Source organism: Rhizobium sp. SL86 (assembly GCF_026672545.1).
Taxonomy (GTDB): domain Bacteria; phylum Pseudomonadota; class Alphaproteobacteria; order Rhizobiales; family Rhizobiaceae; genus Neorhizobium.
This window is the reverse complement of record NZ_JAPPRJ010000002.1, coordinates 1081303-1101352: the sequence shown is the minus strand read 5'-3', so window position 1 is coordinate 1101352 and position 20050 is coordinate 1081303. Positions and strand designations below refer to the sequence as shown.

Genomic DNA, 20050 nt, shown 5'->3' with positions numbered 1-20050 from the left:
GTCAGCGGTCGAGAAACTCTCGCCACTGCATTTCGCCCATCATGCAATCCACCTTCGGCCCGCTGGCGATGCGGCGCACTTTGGCATCGGGTTCGATCCCGCTCACCTCCAGCACCAGCTTGCGGCGGATCGCTGTCGCAAAGTCCTCAATATTGTGAACCGGCAGGACAAAGCTGCCCGGGCCGCCGATGACACAATCGCCATAATAGCGGTCGAGCCCTGTTGTGGTGCCCGACGGGCGCAGCATCAGGGCCAGCCCATTGATGATGATTCCCGCCGATAGCGCGGCATCGCGGACCGGTTCGACCGGCTGCCCGATGTTGTTCGGCCCATCACCGGACACGTCGATCACCCGCCGCATGCCATCAAAGCGGTTGGCGACGATGGTTTCGGTGCCGTAGGCGATAGCGGCGGAAATCGAGGTGCGCCGCTGTGTCATGATCGGCCGCGCTGCCAGCTTTTCGGCGAAGGCGCGGGCATCCTCTGCAGTTTCGATGATCTGCCAGTCGAGCACGGAGGTTGGATCCACCTCTCCGGCCCATTCGAAATAGGTGATGGCGATCTTCCCGATCAGCCCGCCACGAACAGCATTGAGGAAATCGGCATGTTGCAGTGCCTGCACATACCCTTCGCGCTGAATGCGCACTTCCTCATAATCCATGGAGCGGGATGTATCGACGGCGAGGACGAGTTCGACGTCAACCTGATTGTCGGGCAAGGCTGCGATCACCGATCCGGTGGCGAACCCTGCGAGCATTGCAAGTGTGGCAAGCATGGCATTCCCGTCACAAGCAGTCTTCGTCAGAAAACTGTAACACAGCTTAGGGGCAGAGCGATTGCTTGTTATGGGGCGGGCTTCACGTTTTAGTGATGTCTGATGAAGGCTTGCTAAGACATTCGCGCATGGATGAATGGGCGCAAAAATGAGCCTTGCGTGCGAAGCCTATTTAATGGGCATATTTTCGCCTATTGTGTGCAACTCGATGCTGGTCACTTGCTGAAATCCCGCGATTCCCCGGTTTCAGGCTTGGCACAGGCCTTGCATCACTCTCTACAGAGTTAGCAGCTAGGGTTCCGGCGCGGCGACGCGTGACTGGTCCGAGAGCGGCTACCGGCAGGGAGACATCCTGCCGGGTGCACGGCGGGATAAAAGCCCGGGAGACCTCGTAAGCCAAGGGATTGGCGGCACGATGGTCCATGCCGATCCCTTTCTGAAGACGCTCAAGAAGGGGAAGTTCCAATGCAGACCATATCGAAATTGTTCGCCACCCTCTCCGTCGCGGCGCTGACCTTGTCGGCTCCGATGGCCGCTCACGCTGCGCCGAAGAAGGAGTTCAAGGTGGCCTGGTCCATCTATGTCGGCTGGATGCCGTGGGGTTATGCCAACGATACCGGCATCGTGAAGAAGTGGGCGGACAAATACGGCCTCAAGATCGAGGTGACCCAGTTCAACGATTATGTGGAATCGATGAACCAGTACACGGCCGGCGCCTTTGATGCGGTGACGCTGACCAACATGGATGGACTGTCGATCCCCGCTGCCGGTGGCGTTGATACCACGGCCGTCATCGTCGGCGATTTCTCCAACGGCAATGATGCGGTGATCCTGAAGGACAAGGACAAGCTCGCCGACATCAAGGGCCAGAACGTCAACCTCGTGGAATTCTCCGTCTCACATTACCTGCTTGCCCGCGCGCTCGAAAGCATCGGCTCTTCCGAACGTGACGTGAAGGTGGTCAATACCTCCGACGCGGACATGGTCGCCGCCTACAAGACGCCGGATGTGACCGCCGTCGTGACCTGGAACCCGCTCGTCTCCTCGATCCTGGAAGACAAGACGGCGAAGAACGTGTTCGACAGCTCGAAGATCCCCGGCGAGATAATCGACCTGATGGTCGCCAATACCGACGTGCTGAAGGACAATCCGGATTTCGGCAAGGCGCTTGCCGGCATCTGGTACGACACGATGAAGGTGATGACCGCTGACAGCGCCGAAGGCAAGGCGGCCCGGACCGCCATGGGCGCGGCCTCCGGCACGGATCTTTCCGGTTTCGAGGCGCAGATGGCGGCGACCAAGCTGTTCGACAAGCCGGCGGATGCTCTGGCCTTCACCACCTCGCCAAACCTTTCGAAGACCATGGACAGCGTCCGCAACTTCCTCTTCGCCAAGGGTCTGCTCGGCAGTGGTGCAGCCTCCGCCGATGTGATCGGCATCGAAATGCCGGACGGCACGGTGCTGGGTGACAAGGGCAACATCAAGCTGCGTTTCTCGCCGACCTTTATGAAGGCGGCCGCAGACGGCGCTCTCTGATCACCTGTCCGGGGCGGGCACTGCTCGCCCCCTTCACCCCTCAGGATCAGGAAGAGGCCCATGCGCTGGATCAACTTACATCCGGGAAACGGCTCGCGGCTGGCTCTGGCCCTGCTGCCGTTCATTCTCCTGGTCGTCGCTTATATGATCGGCTCGGCCGAACGGCTTGCGGATAATCCGAACGACAAGCTTCTGCCTGGGTTCGCAGCGCTCGGCGAGGCCATCAGCCGCATGGCCTTCGTCGCGGATGTCCGCACCGGCGATTATCTACTGTGGTCGGATACGATCGCCAGTCTGCAGAGGCTTTCGGCCGGCCTCGGTATCGCAACGGCGATTGCACTTCTGCTCGGGCTGGTTATCGGCATCCTGCCGTTTGCCCGTGCGCTGCTGTCGCCTTTCGTGGCGGCGATTGCCATGGTCCCGCCGCTGGCGCTGTTGCCGATCCTGTTCATCGTCATGGGTTTGGGCGAGGCCTCGAAGATCGCGTTGATCGTCATCGGTGTCGCGCCGATCATGATCCGCGATCTGGCGCTGAAGGCGCTGGAACTGCCGCGTGAAATGATCGTCAAGGCCGAAACCCTGTCGGCCTCTTCCTGGCAGATTGCGCTGCGGGTGGTGCTGCCGCAGATTCTGCCGCGTCTCATCACCACGCTGCGCCTGCAGCTCGGACCGGCCTGGCTGTTCCTGATCGCCGCCGAAGCGATCTCCTCCGACAGCGGGCTCGGCTACCGCATCTTTCTCGTGCGCCGCTATCTGTCGATGGACGTCATCTTTCCTTACGTGCTGTGGATCACGCTTCTGGCCGTCGCAACCGACATCCTGCTCGATCGCCTGCGCATCGCCGTCTTCCCCTGGTCCGAACTGGAGAAGGGCAAATGAGCGCGCTGTCGATCAAGAACCTCTGGAAGGAATATGGCGACCAGATCGTGCTGGAAAACGTCTCGATCGAAATCGAGTCTCGCGCCTTCGTCGCTCTCGTCGGCCCGTCCGGCTGTGGCAAATCCACCTTTCTGCGCATGCTTCTTGGTCAGGAGATCCAGACCAAGGGCGAGATCCTGCTGGATGGTGAGCCTTTGCCGAAGGAACCGGGGCCGGATCGCGGGGTCGTCTTCCAGCGTTATTCCGTCTTTCCGCATCTGACGGTGCTCGGCAATGTGATGTTCGGCAAGGAGTTGCAGGCCTCGCGGTTTGCCGCCCGCCTGTTCGGCTCCGCCCGTCGTGTGGTCGAGGAAGAGGCCCGCGCGATGATCGCCGCCGTCGGCCTGATGGGCTCGGAAAACAAATATCCGGCCCAGTTGTCGGGCGGCATGCAACAGCGGCTGGCTCTGGCCCAGGCGCTGATCATGCGTCCGAAGGTGTTGCTGCTCGACGAACCCTTTGGGGCTCTCGACCCCGGCATCCGCGCCGAAATCCATGTGCTAATGAAAAAGCTCTGGCACGAGGCGCCGATGACCGTGGTGATGGTCACCCATGACATGCGCGAGGCCTTCACGCTTGGCACCCGCGTCGTCGCCTTCGAGCGGCCGCGCGACCGGCCCGAAGAGAAACTGCGCTACGGCGCGACCATCACCCGGGACATCGCCATCTGGCCGCCGCGGCAGGCGGGCGTGCCCTCCATCTTTCGCCCCGACCGGGACGGCCCGGTCTCTTCAAAGGGTCAATAGCCGGGACGGCCCGGCATACGGAACCACTGGAGATCACCATGCATATTCGACGTTCACCGGAAGAAATCGCCGCCAACCGTGCGCGTTACGAGGAACATCAGAAGAAGGGGCTGGAATTTGCGCCGAAGGCGCTGCCGGGCAAAAGCGCCAAGCCTGCGCCAACCATTGCTGCCGACGCCATCCTGCATCAGGAAAAACTGCCGGGCGGTTGGTACTGGTGGACGCGTGTGAAGGCCAACGAGGTGCTGCGGATTGCTCTCGATGAGGGGTTTTCCACCGTGTCGGTCGTGGCCTGGAGCGGGGCGGATGCGAGCGAACGCATGAACCTGCCGGATACGGTGAAGGTGCAGTGGACGACGGGTCTCGGCAAAGGCCGCGTGATTTTCTCCGACATGGGCAAGGTCATGTTCTCGATCACCGAGGACAGCTGCGGCGCGCATGACGTGCTGATGGGCGGCTCGACGGCCTCCTCCAATGCGAAAAAATATGCCGGCGCCAACGGTGCCGCCTTGCGCAATACGCGCGAGAATTTCGTTCTGGTCGCCACCAAGGCCGGCCTCGACAAGCGCGACATTCCGGCGGCTCTCGCCCTGTTTGCACCCGTCCGCGTCGATGCCGACGGCAAATTCGAGTGGAAACCGGATCTCGTATCCGATGGCGATTATGTCGACCTGCGTGCCGAGATGGACATGATCGTCGGCTTTTCCAACTGCCCGCATCCGCTCGACCCCAATCCCGTTTATGCGCCGAACCCCGTGACCATCACTCGGATCGTCGCAACGGAACCGGTGGCCGATGATTTGTGCCGAACCGCGACTGCCGAAGCCGTCCGCGGCTTCGAAAACAACGCATTCGCAACGCTTTGAGAGGGGAGACGATCATGACCGGTTTCATCCAGACCTCGCCCGCCCGTTCGCTCTCCAATATCGTGCAGGACCACTACATCGCTGCCGAAGCGCCTTTCTCGACCGTCATCAAGAAGGGACAGGTGGTGCGCATCGAGGACAGCTATGGTCAGCAGGCGGTCGATACGCTGTTCTATAACGCCCATGATTTCTCTGAACGGTATTCCAGCCAGGATACGATGCGCGAGCAGGGTGCGGCCTACATCTCCACCGGCACCAAGGTGATTTCTAACGAAGGCCGGGTCATGCTGACGGTGACGGCCGACAGTTGCGGCCGGCACGATACCTCTGCCGGCGCCTGCTCCTGCGAGAGCAATACGGTGCGTTTCGGCCATTACACGAAGTATCTGCATGCTTGCCGCGACAATTTTGTCATCGAGGTCTCCAAACATGGCATGAGCAAGCGCGACGTGGTGCCGAACATCAACTTCTTCATGAACGTGCCGATCGAACCTTCCGGCGAAATGACAATTGTCGACGGTATTTCCGCGCCCGGCGATTATGTGGAACTGACGGCGGAAATGGATGTGCTGCTGGTCATCTCCAACTGCCCGCAGATCAACAATCCCTGCAACGGCTTCGACCCGACGCCCATCCGGGTGATGGTCTGGGATGGCGAGGCCGCCTGATGTTCAAGAAAGTCCTGATTGCAAATCGCGGCGAAATCGCCGTGCGCGTCATCAAGACGCTGCGAAAGATGGGGATCGCGGCTGTTGCGGTCTATTCCGATGCCGACCGGTTTTCGAAGGCCGTGCTGATGGCGGACGAGGCGGTGCGTCTCGGCCCCGCACCCGCCAGCGAAAGCTATCTCAACGTCGACGCAGTGATTGCCGCCTGCCGTCAGACCGGTGCGCAAGCCGTTCATCCGGGCTACGGTTTTCTCTCGGAAAACATCGGTTTTGCCGAACGGCTGAAGGCAGAAGGCATCACCTTCATCGGCCCGACGCCCGACAACATCTCCGCCTTCGGTCTGAAGCATACCGCGCGCGAACTGGCGAAGGCGAGCGGCGTCCCGCTGCTGCCCGGCTCCGGCCTGCTCGACAGTCGTGAGGAGGCGCTCACTGCAGCCGAAGAAATCGGCTATCCCGTGATGCTGAAGTCGACAGCCGGCGGCGGCGGCATCGGCATGCAACTCTGCGACACACCGGACGCGCTTGCCGCCGCCTTCGACAGCGTGCAACGCACGGCAAAATCGAGCTTCGGCGATGCCCGCGTCTACCTGGAGCGTTTCGTTTCCAAGGCACGCCATGTGGAAGTGCAGATCTTCGGCGATGGCAAGGGCCGGGTCATCGCGCTTGGCGAGCGCGACTGCTCGCTGCAGCGCCGGAACCAGAAGGTGATCGAGGAAACGCCGGCGCCCGGTCTGTCCGATACGGTGCGCCAGCGCCTGCATGCGGCGGCCGTGTCGCTTGGGCAACAGGTCTCCTACGCCTCCGCCGGAACCGTCGAATTCATCTACGATCCCCAGCGCGAAGAGTTCTATTTCCTCGAGGTCAATACCCGACTGCAGGTCGAGCACCCGGTCACGGAAGCTGTCTTCGGTGTGGATCTGGTCGAATGGATGATCCGTCAGGCCGCCGGCGAAGATGTGCTGACCGGCAAGGAAAACCTGGTCCCGAAGGGTGCCGCGATCGAAGCGCGCGTTTATGCCGAAATGCCGCATGCCGGCTTCCGCCCGAGTGCCGGTTTGCTCACCGAAGTGGTGTTTCCCGAGGAGGTCCGCGTCGATGGCTGGGTGGAAACGGGAACGGAGGTCACACCCTTTTACGATCCGATGCTCGCCAAGGTGATTGTATCCGGTGCGGATCGGGAAACGGCCATTGCAGCGCTCTCCTCCGCGCTGGAAGAAACCTCGCTTGCCGGAATCGAGACCAATCTCGACTACCTGAAGGCCATCGCCGCCTCTGATCTTTTCCAGAGTGGCGACGTGGCGACCACGGCGCTGAAGGATTTCGAGTTCGTTCCGGACGTGGTCGAGGTGATCGCCCCCGGCGCACAATCCAGCCTGCAGGAACTGCCGGGCCGGCTCGGTCTCTGGCATGTCGGCGTACCGCCCTCGGGACCGATGGACGAACGCTCCTTCCGCCACGCCAACCGGCTTGTCGGCAACCACGATCATACGGCGGCCCTGGAACTCACCGTCTCCGGCCCCGTGCTGAAATTCTTCTCCGATGCGGTCGTGGCGCTTGCCGGTGCCGAGATGCCTATGAAGCTAGACGGCGTTCCGGTGCCCAATGGCGAAGCCATTTCCGTGGCAGCCGGCCAGACGCTGGCCATCGGCAGCATCACCGGTTCTGGCCAGCGGGCCTATCTCGCGGTCTCCGGCGGCTTCGATGCCCCCGTCGTGATGGGTTCTCGCGCCACCTTCGGGCTGGGCCAGTTCGGCGGCAACGCCACCGGCACGTTGCGGGCCGGTCATGTGTTGCGGCTGGCTCGAAAGAACCAGCCCGATGTCCTCCCGGCAACGGAGCCGGCAGAGCTTTCGCGCGAATGGTCGGTCGGTGTGCTCTACGGTCCGCATGGCGCGCCCGATTTCTTCCAGGCGAAGGATATCGAAATACTGTTTTCGACCGAATACGAGGTGCATTTCAATTCGGCGCGCACCGGCGTGCGGTTGATCGGTCCTGCACCTAAATGGGCGCGCACCGATGGCGGCGAGGCGGGGCTGCACCCTTCCAACCTGCATGACAATGCCTATGCGATCGGTGCCATCGATTTCACCGGCGACATGCCGATCATCCTCGGACCCGATGGCCCAAGCCTCGGCGGCTTCGTCTGCCCTGCCGTCATCGCACGCGATGAGCAGTGGAAGATGGGCCAGTTCAAGCCGGGGGATAAGATCCGGTTTCATGCCATGGCGCGGGAGGCGGATGAGGTGCTGGCGGTGGGCTTGGTGCCCTTGGCACCCTCAAGTGAACGTGTGGCACGCTCCGTACCCCCCTCTGTCCTGCCGGACATCTCCCCCACAAGGGGGGAGATCAGGGATGCGGCCGTCTCGCCTCAATCGTCTGTTGAGCATGATGCATCCGCGCAGACCTCTCGTGGGCTTGCTGAGGGTGCTTCTCTGCCAATCTCCCCCCTTGAGGGGGAGATGCCCGGCAGGGCAGAGGGGGGTATAGCTCGGCACTCCGCCTTCGGTTCCCCTATCCTCGCCGCCAACGACACCGGCCCCATCCCCGTTGTCTACCGTCGCCAGGGGGATGACAATTTGCTCGTCGAATACGGACCGATGCAGCTCGATATCGGCATTCGCATGCGGGTGCACCTTTTGATGCAGGCGGTTCGGGCGGCGAAGCTTACGGGACTGATCGACCTGACGCCCGGCATCCGCTCGCTGCAGATCCATTATGACAGCTCGATGCTGTCACGCACCACGCTGCTGGGGCTGCTGGGCGAGATCGAAAAGGGCCTGCCGCCGGTCTCTGCCGTCAAGGTGCCGAGCCGCACCGTGTGGCTCCCGCTGTCGTGGAATGACCCGCAAGCCGAACTTGCCATGCGCAAGTACCAGGAACTGGTACGACCGAACGCCCCCTGGTGCCCGTCGAACATCGAGTTCATCCGCCGCATCAATGGATTGGCGGATGAGCAGGCGGTGAAGGACACGATCTTCGATGCCTCCTATCTTGTCATGGGATTGGGGGATGTCTATCTCGGCGCGCCTGTGGCCACCCCGCTCGATCCGCGCCACCGGCTGGTGACGACGAAATACAATCCTGCCCGCACCTGGACCCCGGAAAACGCGGTCGGTATCGGCGGCGCTTACATGTGCATCTACGGCATGGAAGGTCCGGGCGGGTATCAGCTCTTCGGCCGCACGATCCAAGTCTGGAACACCTGGCGCCAGACGTCCGTGTTTACCAAGGACAAGCCGTGGCTGCTCGATTTCTTCGACCAGATCCGTTTCTTCCCGGTCTCCCATGAGGAACTGAAGGAGGCGCGTGCTGCCTTCCCGCATGGCGGTTATCCGATCCGCATCGAGGAAGGCACCTTCTCCTATGCCGATTACGAGGCGGAGATGGCCCGCAATGCAGAGAGTATTGGCGCCTTCAAGCGAGGACAGCAGGCCGCCTTCGAGGCCGAGAGACAGCGCTGGAAAGACCAGGGTCTCGACAGTTTCCAGGTGGATGAGGGCACCGGTCCCGGCCTCGGCGGGGATATTCCGGAAGGTTGTTTCGGCGTGGAAAGTGCGGTGCCCGGCAATGTCTGGAAACTGCTGGTGGAACACGGTCAGCGCGTGGACGCTGGCGAAACGCTGGCCATTATCGAATCGATGAAGATGGAAATCACCGTCACGGCGCATGCGCCCGGCCGCGTCCGGGACGTGCGGGCCGGGCCGGGTCGCAATGTCAAGGCCGGCGATGTTCTGGTCGTTCTGGAGGATGTTTGAATGCTGCCACTCATGCTTGATCTTGCCGCGCTGAAGGCGGCCTATGCCTCCGGCCTCACCCCGCTCGATCTGGTGGAAGAGGTGATTGCGCGCCGCAAGGCCTCCGACGATCCGGCGATATTCATCACAGAGACACCCGACGAGGATCTGCGGTCGGCCGCAAAGGCGTTGATGCAACGCGCGCCGGAGCCGAACAGTCTGCCGCTCTGGGGCGTGCCCTTCGCCGTCAAGGACAACATCGATGTGACAGGCCTGCCGACCACCGCTGCCTGCCCGGCCTTCGCCTATCAGCCGGAGAAGGACGCAACGGTCGTCGCGCGGCTGAAGGCGGCGGGCGCTATTGTCATCGGCAAGACGAACCTCGACCAGTTCGCCACCGGTCTGAACGGCACGCGCTCGCCCTATGGCGCGCCACGGTCCGTATTCAACAGGGACTATGTCTCGGGCGGTTCTTCCTCCGGTTCTGCCGTCGCGGTGGGTGCCGGCCTTGCAGGCTTCGCGCTGGGCACCGATACCGCCGGTTCGGGTCGTGTACCGGCGGCCTTCAACAACCTTGTTGGCATCAAGCCGACGCCGGGACTTGTGCCGAATGTCGGCGTCGTGCCCGCCTGCCGCAGCGTTGATGTGGTGACGGTGTTTGCAGCCACCGTCGGTGATGGCGTCGCGATCCGCAAGGTCATGGACGGCTACGACGCAGCCGATCCCTATTCCCGCAAAGCGGTGCCAGCCAGCCTGCCCGGATCGGGCCTGCGCATCGGTGTGCTGGATGGAGCCGAGCGCGAATTTTTCGGCAATACCGAGGTGGAAGCGCTCTATGACGCCGCCATCGAACGGGCCAAATCGCTCGGGGCCACCATCGTCCCCTTCGACTACGCGCCTTTCCGGCAGGCGGCGGAACTGCTCTATAACGGTCCCTGGGTGGCCGAGCGTCTGGCGGCGGTCAGGGATTTCATCGCAACCAATGCCGATGATTTCGATCCGACCGTGCGCACCATCATCGAAGGCGCCAAGGCCTATGATGCGGTGGCCGCCTTCGAGGGGCAATACAAACTCGGTCATCTGCGTCAGAAGGCAATCGCTGAGTGGGAAAAGCTCGACGTGCTGATGCTGCCGACCTCGCCGACCACCTACACCGTCGAGGCGATGCTCTCGGACCCGATCGTCAAGAACAGCCATTTCGGGCGTTACACGAACTTCGCCAACCTCTTCGGTTATGCGGCGATCGCGGTGCCCGGCGGCTTCGGTTCCGATGGCCTGCCGAACGGCGTAACCTTCTTCGGCCCCTCCTTTTCAGACGATGCACTCGCGCCGTTTGCGGACGCAATGCATCGCGCCGCAAAGTCCGGCATGGGCAAGGACAGATCCGCTACGCAGCCGGACGCCTCCAAAGTTGGGATGCCCGATGACGGCCTCGTGACGATCATGGTCGTCGGCGCGCATCTGACCGGCATGCCGTTGAACCACGAACTGACCGGCCCCGGCGGGAAATTGGTGAAGACCTGCCGTACGGCGGGCGACTACCGGCTTTACGTTTTGCCCAACACCACGCCGCCGAAGCCAGGCCTGATCCGAGAGCCTGGCTTTGTCGGCAAAGGACTGGAGGTCGAGGTGTGGAAGGTGACGCCCGCCGCCTTCGGCCGTTTCGTCCAGAACATCCCGGCGCCGCTCGGCATCGGCAAGGTGACGCTGGACGATGGCACCCAGGTCTCCGGCTTTCTCTGCGAACCTTACGCGCTGCAAGGGGCACAGGAGATCACCGAACTCGGCGGCTGGCGCGCCTATATTGCCTCGCGCAAATGAACGAAGCTGAGGCTGGCGCCGTCACCAGCCTCAGCTGTCCACCGGACGCGGCTTGCCGGCAGCATCGAGCGCCACCATCACGAAGATGGCTTGCGTTACCTTCTGCCGGGTTTCGGAAAACTGCCTGCGGACCCAACATTCGACCGAAAGCGTCATCGAGGTGCGTCCGACCTGCGTGACCGTCGTATAGATGCACAGCGTATCGCCCACCTTCACCGGCTGACGGAAGATCATTTCCTTCATCGCGGCGGTCACGGTGCGCCCGCGGGCGCGCTCGGACGAGGCGATGCCGGCGGCAATGTCCATCTGCGCCATCACCCAGCCGCCAAAGATATCGCCCGCCGGATTGGCATCGGCCGGCATGGCCAGCGTGCGCAGGGTCAGATCGCCCTGCGGTTCGTCCAGTTGTTCGCTCATGGCAACGGTTCCTTTTCACTGTGCGTTGCACAATGAAATGTCGCCGGATCGGCCGTCCGGCAAGCGACATTCCTGCATGGCGGCATTGCGCCGGCTCATAACCGGGTCAGGTCGGTCGGCCGGTTCGAGAGCATGGCTTCCATGGAAAAGAAGCCGGTGACGGTGGAAAAATCAAAGCCGGTGATGAGTTTCTGGTAGAAGGCATCGTAGCCGCGCATGCCACGCGTCACCACCTTCAGAAGATAATCCCAGTCACCGCCGATCCGGTAGAAATCCACCACTTCCGGGATCTTGTCCACGTGGGCGCGAAAGCTTTCCGCCCATTCCTTGGAGTGATGTCGGGTACGGATCATCACGAAGACGGTGAGATCCAGCCCTAGCGCCGCCAGATCGACATTCGCCTGCAGATGTCGAAGGACACCCGTCTCCTGCAACCGCTGAAGTCTGCGCCAGCAGGCATTCTGGGAAAGCCCCACCTTGTCGGCCAGTTCGCGCTGCGACAGCGAACCGTCCTGTTGGAGGAAGGTCAGAATGCGTCGATCAATCGCGTCGATTTGGATCAGTTCATCGTTCATATGACACATCCTGTGGTCATTTTTCGCAAAGATAGGCGATGAAATCACCGCACGGCAATGTCTATGCTTGCTGCAACGCCAAAAACAAGGGTCGAGCAGCATGGCAAGCACAGCAACCGGTTCCACAACACAGCTTCTGGCGGAGTTCGCCGCGAACCTCAAAAATGCCAACGTGCTGGAGAGCCTTGCCGATGGGCTGATCGGCAAGGACGCATTGATCGACGGTCCGTTTGGCGAAAAGCCGCTGGTCTATGCGGATTATGTCGCTTCCGGCCGTGCACTGATGCCGGTGGAAAGCTTCATCCTGCAGAAGGTTCTGCCCTTCTACGCCAACAGCCATACGGAAGCCTCCTTCTGCGGTGGCATGGTGACCCGCCTGCGCCGCGAGGCCCGCGCCGCCATTGCTCGCTGCTGCGGCGCAGATGCGCGGCATGCGGTGATCTTCTGTGGCTCCGGCGCCACCGCCGGCATCAACCGATTGGTCAGCCTGTTCGAGGCCAACCGAGCTGGAACCCGCGTCATCATCGGACCCTACGAGCACCATTCCAACATTCTGCCCTGGCGCGAGAGCGGCGCGGATATCGTCGAACTGCGCGAAGATGCCGAGGGTGGTCCGGACCAGGCGCATCTGGCCGAGGTTCTGGCTCAATCAAAGGGTTTTCAGCGCGTCATCTGCACCTTCTCCGCCGCCTCCAATGTCACGGGGATCGTCTCCGACGTCACAGCCCTGACCCGGATCGTCAAACAGGCGGGCGCCACAATGATCTGGGACTATGCCGGCGGCGGGCCCTACCTGCCGATCGTCATGGTGCCGGAGGAGCATGCCGAAATCGATGCGATCGTGGTCTCGCCGCACAAGTTCATCGGCGGCCCGGGCGCCTCCGGCGTGCTGATCCTGCGGCGCGATGCGGTGTCGCGGCAGACCCCCACCTGGAGCGGCGGCGGCACGGTGCGCTTCGTTTCCTCGCAGGGACATGATTATGCCGAAAAGCTGGAGGCGCGCGAAGAGGCCGGCACGCCGAATGTCGTCGGCGATATACGCGCAGCCCTTGCTTTTTTGGTGAAGGAGGTGATCGGCGACGACATCATGGCGGCCCGTAACCGGCAACTGACACAGCAGGCGCTCGAGGCCTGGCGCCACCATCCGCGCCTCGAACTGCTGGGCTCGCTCACCGCAGCGCGCCTGCCGATCTTTTCCTTCCGCGTGCGGGATGGTCAAGGCGGTTATATCCACCAGCAGCTCGTCACCCGTATGCTGTCGGATCGCTTCGGCATCCAGGCCCGCGGCGGCTGCGCCTGCGCAGGACCTTATGTGCATCGGCTCCTGAACATTTCAGACGAGGAATCCGCCCGGCTGCGCGCTGCGATCCTGGCGGGCGAGGAGATGGAAAAGCCCGGTTTCACCCGCCTCAACCTGTCCGTTCTTCTGTCTCCGGAGAAAGTGGCGTTTATCCTGGAAAGCGTCAGCCAGCTCGCCATGGATGCGCCCGCGCATGTGTGCCAGTACGGTGTCGATCCGTCGCGGGCGATCTTCTTTCCGCAAGCGGCCTGAGGGTGCGGCAATACGAAAACTTGTCTCGACTGTGAAGCAGGATTGTTTCCTCTTTTGTGGTAGTCTTCCTCTCGTGTCTGTCCGACCGGGAGGGGGTGTCCGTGATAAGGCTGTGGAAGGTGGTTGCGCTTCTGGCGCTGTCGCTGGCGGTCGGCCTCGTGCCGGCGGAGGCACAGGTCCAGCTGAAGTTGGCGCATGCGGCGCCGGAGAGTGATCTGCAGCAGATCCTTGCGCTTTTCATCCAGCAGGAGGTGAGCGCCAGGTCACAAGGGGAAATGGCGGTCTACGTCTTCCCCCAGGGCCAACTGGGCAATGACGCGCAGATGATCGAAGGCGCGCAGGCCGGCGTCATCGATATCGTGATCTCCGGCCTCAACAACTTCACCGGGCTCGTGCCGGAGGCCGCTGTCTTCGAGCTGCCCTTCATCTTCCCGGACAGGCAGGCAGCCTACAAGGTACTGGATGGGCCGATCGGTTCCAGCGTAGCGGAGAAGTTCACTCCGCATGGTCTGAAGCTGCTCGGTTATCCAGAGAATGGCTACCGTAACATCACCAACAATCGCGACCCGATCCGCAAGCCCGAGGATCTGACGGGTTTGCAGATGCGGGTCAACAATGCGGCGCCGCTGAACCAGATGTTCACGCTGTTCGGCGCCAAAACGCAGCAGATCCCGGTGACCGAGCTTTATGCGGCGCTGGAGGCGGGGCTTGTCGATGCGCAGGATCATCCGCTCGGTATTGTGCTGTCCTACCGTTTTCATGAGGTGCAGAAATACCTGTCACTGACCCAGCACGCCTATTCGCCGCTCGCCATCATGATGAGCCGAAAGAGTTTTGACGGCTTCAAGCCCGAGGCTCAGCAGATGCTGCTGGATGTGGTCAAGGCGGCGATCGACCAGCAGCGCCGGCTAAGCCGTGCCCAGGAGGAGGAAATCCTCTCGCTGCTGGCACAGAAGGGCATGATTATCAACCGCGATGTCGATACGACCGCCTTCCAGAAGGCGGTACGTCCGGTCTGGGACGGTGTCCTGAAAACCAGAGGTGCCGCCGACCTCATCCACCAGATCCTTAACGCGTCGCAGTGATGGCGTCTCTTAGGGCAGGGGCGGCGAGCTTCTCGATGATCTCCGCGACCAGGGTGTCGAGCGGCTGATCAATATCGACCGTCACCGCATGCTCATCCGCCTCAGGCGGTTCCAGGGCGGCGAACTGGCTGTCAAGCAGCGAGGTCGGCATGAAATGGCCGGTACGGGCGCCCATACGGCTTTCGATCACCGCACGCGACCCTGCAAGATGCACGAAAAGAACCGGCCCTCCGGCCTTTGAGCGAATGTGTTCCCGGTAGCGGCGCTTCAACGCCGAGCAACCGATTGTAAGCGTTGTTTCCGCTTGTGCCAGTGCTTCACCGACCAGCGTCAGCCACGGCCAGCGGTCCTCATCGGTCAAAGGTTCGCCGCGGCTCATCTTGGCGATATTGGCAGCAGGATGCAGATCGTCGCCATCCTTGTAGGCCGTGCCGGTCTGCCGGGCGAACGCTTCACCAACCGTCGATTTGCCGGAACCCGCTACGCCCATCAGGACGATGCGGCGTGGCAAAGCTTCTGCAGCGGTTGTCATGTCATTTGTCATCGGGGCGATCATCTCCTGTCCTGGCTGTAGAGCAATATGCAGCGGCATGCGCCGGGTTCAAGTCGCGCTTGTCCTGCCGCGGCCTCAGCGGATGCCACCGAGGAGCCGCAGGCCAGACGGCTCAGCCGCTCGCGTCTCTCCTGCAAATCAGGTCCGCCGCCTTCTCGCCGATCATGGCGGTTGGCGCCTGTGTGTTGCCGCTGATCAGCGTCGGCATGATCGAAGCGTCAACGATCCTCAGCCGGTCAATGCCGCGGACCTTGAGAGTGGGATCGACCACGGCACCATCGTCAATTCCCATGCGGCAGGTTCCGACGGGATGGTAGATCGAATCGGCTCGCTCGCGGATCGCCGCTTCGAGGGCCGTCTGATCCGTGTCATCGACGGGGTAAAGCGGACGGCCACTGTAACGGGCGAGCGCCGGTGCCCGCAGGATGGCGTGGGCAAGCCGCGCTCCTCGCATCAGTAGCGCCAGATCCTGCGGTTCTGAGAGGAAGTTGGGGTCGATCAGCGCAGGGTCGTCCGGGTTGCCGGATGTGAGCGTAATCCGACCACGGCTTTCTGGTCTCAGCACGCAGACATGCAGCGCAATGCCCGTCGAGACGTGGAAGTGGCGGGCGTGATCGTCCACCAGCCCGATACAGCAGTGCAGCTGAAGGTCCGGCCGGTCGATGTCAGGACTGCTGCGCACGAAACCGCCGGTCTCGGCGACATTGCTCGTCATGATGCCCTGGCCCCTGCGGAATGCCGGCAGGCTCGTCAGGACCTCGGCGATGGCCGATGGCGTATAACCCAACAGGCCACGGGACCGGATCTTCACGTTGACGGTGTAGTCCAGATGATCCTGCAGGTTCCGGCCGACGCCCGGCAGGTCAAGGATCACCGGGATGCCCAGCGAGGTAAGATGTTTGGCAGGACCAACGCCCGACAGCATCAGCAGCTTGGGCGAGGCGATGGCGCCGGCAGACAGGATGACCTCGCGTCTTGCCCGGATCAGCCGCTTGCCGCCTGCTCCACGCACGTGAAGGCCGATGGCTTTTCGGCCCTCGAAGGCGACGGAGAGGGCTTGTGTACGGCTCAGAACGACAAGGTTTTCCGGATAAGGTGCCTCTCCAAGATAAGCCCGTGCGGCATCGAGCCTGCGACCATCCCGCTGGAAGACCTGGTAGAAGCCGACGCCTTCCTGCGAGGCGCCGTTGAAATCGGAGTTGTACGGCACCCCGCAGCTTTGTGCGGCCTCCAGGAAGGCGCGAGAGAGCGGGCTTTGCGTGGCAAGATCGCTCACACACAGGGGACCGTTTGCGCCGTGCCACAGGTCCTCGCCGCGTTGGTTGGCCACGGACCGCTTGAAGAACGGCAGAACCTCATCCCACCCCCAACCGGTGCAGCCCTGGTCTGCCCAGCCGTCATAGTCCTGAGGCTGGCCGCGCACATAGATCATCGCATTGATGAGGCTCGACCCGCCCAATCCGCGTCCACGCGGCACATAACCGCGCCGGCCATTTAGCGCCGTTTGAGGGATGGTTTGCAGCGCATAGTTCTCGGCGCTTTTCCAGGGAACGCGCGCTGCCATGCCGATCGGCACGACGGACAAGAGCGATGGTTTCGGCCTGCCGGCCTCGACCAGGATCACCTTTGGTTTGTCTGGTGCTGCAATCAATCGGGCTGCCAGCGCGCAGCCCGCGGGGCCTGCCCCCGCGATGATATAATCTGCCTCTTCCATTGCCCTTGCGTCCTCCCACGCAAGGGCAAGCTACCAAATTTGACGCATCCGTCAAATTTATTCACATTCCTTGAGGGTTAGGTACAGTCGTGACTGGATTCCTTGACTACAGAGGCTTCCTTCAAGAGGCCGCCGGCGTCGCCGGATCTTGCCGGCGTTCCCAGCCGCCAATGCCGCTGACGATCAGCCGCGTGATGAAGGCGCTCGCGGTGTCCACATCCAGAGCCTGCTGTTCCTCGCGCGCTTGCAGCAGGATCTCGAGCGCGTTGGCAACGATCAGCATCGCCACCTGCCGAAGTTCGCTCTGCGTGAATGTTGCCTGCGGCATCACCCGCACGATGTCGGCGCGGATATCCGACAGAAGCCCGCTCGTGGCGTCGAGCGTGAAGAGATAGGAGCGGATGTGATGCTGGTTGCGGGCGCAGAAATCCAGCGCGCCGTCGACGCCGAGGATGAAGGACAGGAAATGGCGGTAACTTTCCGCCAGCATCGGGTGGAGATTGTCCTGACCGGCGCGAGCCTTCGCGCTGATCGTGCGAGCCTGGTCGGCCAAATCGGCGAGAAGCTCCTGGAACACGGCTTCCCGGGTGCCGTAATAATTGTAGAAGGTCCCGATGGAGACGCCGCTGGCGCCCACGATGTCGCGCACCGTTGCACCGTCGAGCCCGCGGCTGCAGAAGACCTCCCAGGCTGCCTTCTTGATGGCGTCGCGGTTGCGGATGCGCGTGGCTTCGCGTTTGGCGGAAACGATTTCCTGCTTGGCCAGGTTCATGACCTCCTTGTGGTGTCGTGCAAGGCACATCTTGTCCTCGCGATGCGGCGAGGGGCAAGGATCTATGCCCGAAAATCAGATGGCGGGTCCGGTTAAAACCCGCCGAGCAGCCCGTGGTCGAGGCGGGGCAACACGTAGCGCGAAAAGAGGTCGGCCTCGCGCTGATGCGGGTATCCGGACAGGATAAACGCCTCGATGCCTTCCGCCCGATAGGCATTCAGTTTGGCGAGAACCTGGTCCGGATCGCCGACGATTGCCGCCCCGCAGCCGGAGCGGGCACGGCCGATCCCGGTCCAGAGATTGTCCTCGATGTAGCCTTCATGGCCCGACGCCTCGCGCAGTTCCGCCTGCCGACGAACGCCGACCGATTGGCTGTCGAGCGATTTGGCGCGGATTGCCGCCCCCATCGCATCGTCGAGCTTGGAGAGCAGCCGGCCGGCAGCATCGCGCGCCTCCTGCTCCGTTTCCCGCACGACGACATGTACGCGATAGCCAAAGCGCAGCGACCGGCCGCGTTTTGCTGCGCGCGCCTTCAGGTCCGCGATGATCTCGCGCACTGCGGGCAGCGTATCCGGCCACATCAGATAGACGTCCGCGCCCTCGGCGGCCGCTTCCCGTGCATCCTCGGAAAGGCCGCCGAAGTAAAACGGCGGACAGCGGCCGCTGACGGTGCGGATCCGTGGCGAATCCACTTTGAACCTCCAGAAGTCGCCGTCGTGATCGACACTCTCGCCGTTCAGAAGCGCGCGCAGGGTTGCCATCGCCTCTATGGTACGCTGATAGCGCGGTTTGCTCTCCAGGGTTTCTCCCGGCAGGTCGCTGGAGATGATGTTGACGGCAAGACGTCCGCCGGCGATCTGGTCGATGGTGGCGATCTGCCGCGCCAACTGCGGCGGCCATGCCTCGCCCATCCGCACCGCCATCAGCAGCCGGATCCGCTTCGTCATCGCCGCAATGGCCGAAGCAAAGGCCGTTGTGTCGATGCCAAGTGCGTATCCGGAGGGAAGCAGGATATTGTCGAAGCCGCCGCTTTCCGCCTGCAGCACGATATCCCGGCAATGATCGAAGCTCGACAGCAGCTTTGGATCGGGCACGCCGAGGAATTCGTAGTCGTCGTCGCACAGCGCGGAAAACCACGCCACTTCACAAGGCAATGTCATAGATGTCTCCTCCAGCATCTTTATGCGAAGTTGCTAGCAGCAAGACAAGGGCTACGAAAGAAACGGATGTTCCGCATTCATGACATGAGGGAGATGGATTTTCCTCCCTTCGACGCGAACAATTGGCGTCAGCTCCAATAGGCCGCCGCCGTAAAATCGCGTTTCGTCAGTCCGCGGCCAGACAGCAGGAGACGCGCCTTGCGGGCGGCCTCTGCGTGAGCGGCAAACCAGGTGAAGCCGCCATGGTCGCTCGGGGTCGCCTCCAGCGCCGCCAGCAGGTCATCGACACGGGACACGCGCGGATCATCCAGAAGCTCGCAAAGATCCTCCGGCGCGGATCGAACGAAGGCGTGAACAGGCCCTTCGGCGAGCGACAGCATGCGGCTGATGGCAGGAAGTGCCGTTTCGTCTCCGAAGAGATAAAGCGGCTGACCGGGCGGGCAAGAGCCGCCGCCCGGTCCCATGATGCCGACGGTCTGGCCTATGGGCTCACTTTCGGCCCAGTCCGAGGTCGGGCTGCCCGCGTGGCGGAAAATGTCGAAATCCAGCACGGTGCCGGCCTGTTTCACCGTGGTGTAGACGGGTTTGTGCAGGGTGTCGTCCCCGTCTGGCCAGATGGTTCGGCCGGACGCGTTGATGCGGGGCCAGACCGGCTTGCGGTTTTTCGGCGGAAGCAGAAGGCGAAAATGAAGCCCGCCCCTGGAAAAGCGCGCCGCGTCATCCGCCTCGACACTCACTCGCAGGAAACCCGGCGAGCGCCGGCAAACGGAGCGCACCCGCATGAGCGACAGGCCGGGGGCAAGTGCGCCTTCCGCCACGTCGTCCCATGACACCGTGAGCTTCTGTTCCTCGAACAGGTCCGCAAGCGAACCCTGCAATGTCAGAAGCAGCCGGCGGTCAGGAGCGGTCAGCGCGATATCGACCGTCTCGTCCTGGCGTGTCAGGCGCGCCTCGCAGTTCCAGACACAGAAGATTGCGACATTCTCGCTGATGTCGCATGGCACATCCCATTCGGCCGCGCGCTGCTTGAGCGCGTCGATTGCACGCTGGCCTTCTGTCGCGATATGGCCCCGTGTCTGCAGCGATGCCGGTGTGTCCGCGGTGATCTTGTCCATGCCCCGTGCATCTCAATTTATGATATATTTTGTCAAGTTA

General features: G+C 62.4%; 16 protein-coding genes, 1 pseudogene and 1 riboswitch. Of the genes and pseudogenes, 9 read left to right on the top strand and 8 right to left on the bottom strand.

All coding sequences use genetic code 11. The features are described from left to right. Position 1: 1 nt before the first annotated feature. Positions 2-775: a DUF1194 domain-containing protein gene (locus OU993_RS17155; protein WP_268159435.1), complete on the bottom strand. Its 774-nt coding sequence runs from the start codon at positions 773-775 to the stop codon at positions 2-4. Positions 776-1055: 280 nt separating this feature from the next. Beyond that, positions 1056-1163, top strand: a riboswitch (guanidine-I (ykkC/yxkD leader). 77 nt (positions 1164-1240) lie between these two features. Here OU993_RS17155 and OU993_RS17150 point away from each other — a divergent pair. The 7 genes and pseudogenes from OU993_RS17150 to atzF all read left to right on the top strand — a co-directional run bounded on the left by OU993_RS17150 (position 1241) and on the right by atzF (position 11067). Further along, the gene (locus OU993_RS17150) at positions 1241-2311 is read left to right on the top strand and encodes a putative urea ABC transporter substrate-binding protein (RefSeq protein WP_268159434.1); all 1071 of its coding nucleotides are present in this window, start codon (positions 1241-1243) and stop codon (positions 2309-2311) included. A 60-nt stretch (positions 2312-2371) separates the two neighbouring features. Next, complete coding sequence (locus OU993_RS17145) at positions 2372-3190, top strand: ABC transporter permease (protein ID WP_268159433.1); 819 nt, start codon at positions 2372-2374, stop codon at positions 3188-3190. Next, positions 3187-4009 (top strand): annotated as a pseudogene (locus tag OU993_RS17140) (ABC transporter ATP-binding protein); the annotation flags it as partial. The gene OU993_RS17145 and the pseudogene OU993_RS17140, both read left to right, overlap by 4 nt. Before the next feature lie 4 nt (positions 4010-4013). Further along, positions 4014-4841 carry an urea amidolyase associated protein UAAP1 gene (locus OU993_RS17135; protein ID WP_268159431.1) on the top strand — a complete coding sequence of 276 codons (828 nt, stop codon included), beginning with the start codon at positions 4014-4016 and terminating at the stop codon, positions 4839-4841. A gap of 14 nt (positions 4842-4855) precedes the next feature. Then, positions 4856-5509, top strand: coding sequence for an urea amidolyase associated protein UAAP2 (locus tag OU993_RS17130; RefSeq protein WP_268159430.1), 654 nt, complete (start codon positions 4856-4858; stop codon positions 5507-5509). Beyond that, on the top strand, positions 5509-9267 hold the full coding sequence (locus OU993_RS17125; RefSeq protein WP_268159428.1) for a 5-oxoprolinase/urea amidolyase family protein: 3759 nt from the start codon (positions 5509-5511) through the stop codon (positions 9265-9267). The genes OU993_RS17130 and OU993_RS17125 overlap by 1 nt, the downstream gene beginning before the upstream one ends. Further along, positions 9268-11067: an allophanate hydrolase gene (gene atzF / locus OU993_RS17120; protein WP_268159426.1), complete on the top strand. Its 1800-nt coding sequence runs from the start codon at positions 9268-9270 to the stop codon at positions 11065-11067. A 30-nt stretch (positions 11068-11097) separates the two neighbouring features. Here the strand turns inward: atzF and OU993_RS17115 are convergent, their stop codons facing one another. Continuing rightward, positions 11098-11484 (bottom strand): acyl-CoA thioesterase, encoded by a 387-nt coding sequence (locus OU993_RS17115; protein WP_268159424.1) that lies wholly within the window; start codon positions 11482-11484, stop codon positions 11098-11100. Between the two features lie 95 nt (positions 11485-11579). Next, positions 11580-12059: an Lrp/AsnC family transcriptional regulator gene (locus OU993_RS17110; protein WP_268159422.1), complete on the bottom strand. Its 480-nt coding sequence runs from the start codon at positions 12057-12059 to the stop codon at positions 11580-11582. Between the two features lie 100 nt (positions 12060-12159). On the opposite strand from OU993_RS17110, the gene OU993_RS17105 reads away from it, so the two are divergent. Continuing rightward, positions 12160-13611, top strand: a complete 1452-nt coding sequence (locus OU993_RS17105) for an aminotransferase class V-fold PLP-dependent enzyme (protein WP_268159421.1) — start codon at positions 12160-12162, stop codon at positions 13609-13611. A gap of 101 nt (positions 13612-13712) precedes the next feature. Then, complete coding sequence (locus OU993_RS17100) at positions 13713-14696, top strand: DctP family TRAP transporter solute-binding subunit (RefSeq protein ID WP_268159419.1); 984 nt, start codon at positions 13713-13715, stop codon at positions 14694-14696. Here OU993_RS17100 and OU993_RS17095 read toward each other — a convergent pair. The 5 genes from OU993_RS17095 to OU993_RS17075 form a co-directional block, all read right to left on the bottom strand. Continuing rightward, a complete protein-coding gene (locus OU993_RS17095) occupies positions 14680-15228 on the bottom strand; it encodes a gluconokinase (RefSeq protein ID WP_268159417.1) in 549 nt (182 codons plus the stop codon). The two genes, OU993_RS17100 and OU993_RS17095, sit on opposite strands and share 17 nt — an antisense overlap. A 133-nt stretch (positions 15229-15361) precedes the next feature. Continuing rightward, positions 15362-16963: a GMC family oxidoreductase gene (locus OU993_RS17090; protein ID WP_268159415.1), complete on the bottom strand. Its 1602-nt coding sequence runs from the start codon at positions 16961-16963 to the stop codon at positions 15362-15364. 121 nt (positions 16964-17084) lie between these two features. Continuing rightward, positions 17085-17735 (bottom strand): TetR/AcrR family transcriptional regulator, encoded by a 651-nt coding sequence (locus OU993_RS17085; RefSeq protein WP_268159413.1) that lies wholly within the window; start codon positions 17733-17735, stop codon positions 17085-17087. 92 nt (positions 17736-17827) lie between these two features. Beyond that, positions 17828-18895 carry an LLM class flavin-dependent oxidoreductase gene (locus OU993_RS17080; RefSeq protein WP_268159412.1) on the bottom strand — a complete coding sequence of 356 codons (1068 nt, stop codon included), beginning with the start codon at positions 18893-18895 and terminating at the stop codon, positions 17828-17830. Positions 18896-19023: 128 nt separating this feature from the next. Next, a complete protein-coding gene (locus tag OU993_RS17075) occupies positions 19024-20010 on the bottom strand; it encodes a siderophore-interacting protein (RefSeq protein WP_268159411.1) in 987 nt (328 codons plus the stop codon). Positions 20011-20050: the final 40 nt, after the last annotated feature.

Coding starts and splice junctions, on each gene's coding strand:
- OU993_RS17155 (WP_268159435.1), bottom strand. CDS start 775: ATGCTTGCCACACTTGCAATGCTCGCAGGGTTCGCCACCGGATCGGTG.
- OU993_RS17150 (WP_268159434.1), top strand. CDS start 1,241: ATGCAGACCATATCGAAATTGTTCGCCACCCTCTCCGTCGCGGCGCTG.
- OU993_RS17145 (WP_268159433.1), top strand. CDS start 2,372: ATGCGCTGGATCAACTTACATCCGGGAAACGGCTCGCGGCTGGCTCTG.
- OU993_RS17135 (WP_268159431.1), top strand. CDS start 4,014: ATGCATATTCGACGTTCACCGGAAGAAATCGCCGCCAACCGTGCGCGT.
- OU993_RS17130 (WP_268159430.1), top strand. CDS start 4,856: ATGACCGGTTTCATCCAGACCTCGCCCGCCCGTTCGCTCTCCAATATC.
- OU993_RS17125 (WP_268159428.1), top strand. CDS start 5,509: ATGTTCAAGAAAGTCCTGATTGCAAATCGCGGCGAAATCGCCGTGCGC.
- atzF (WP_268159426.1), top strand. CDS start 9,268: ATGCTGCCACTCATGCTTGATCTTGCCGCGCTGAAGGCGGCCTATGCC.
- OU993_RS17115 (WP_268159424.1), bottom strand. CDS start 11,484: ATGAGCGAACAACTGGACGAACCGCAGGGCGATCTGACCCTGCGCACG.
- OU993_RS17110 (WP_268159422.1), bottom strand. CDS start 12,059: ATGAACGATGAACTGATCCAAATCGACGCGATTGATCGACGCATTCTG.
- OU993_RS17105 (WP_268159421.1), top strand. CDS start 12,160: ATGGCAAGCACAGCAACCGGTTCCACAACACAGCTTCTGGCGGAGTTC.
- OU993_RS17095 (WP_268159417.1), bottom strand. CDS start 15,228: ATGACAACCGCTGCAGAAGCTTTGCCACGCCGCATCGTCCTGATGGGC.
- OU993_RS17090 (WP_268159415.1), bottom strand. CDS start 16,963: ATGGAAGAGGCAGATTATATCATCGCGGGGGCAGGCCCCGCGGGCTGC.
- OU993_RS17085 (WP_268159413.1), bottom strand. CDS start 17,735: ATGAACCTGGCCAAGCAGGAAATCGTTTCCGCCAAACGCGAAGCCACG.
- OU993_RS17080 (WP_268159412.1), bottom strand. CDS start 18,895: ATGACATTGCCTTGTGAAGTGGCGTGGTTTTCCGCGCTGTGCGACGAC.
- OU993_RS17075 (WP_268159411.1), bottom strand. CDS start 20,010: ATGGACAAGATCACCGCGGACACACCGGCATCGCTGCAGACACGGGGC.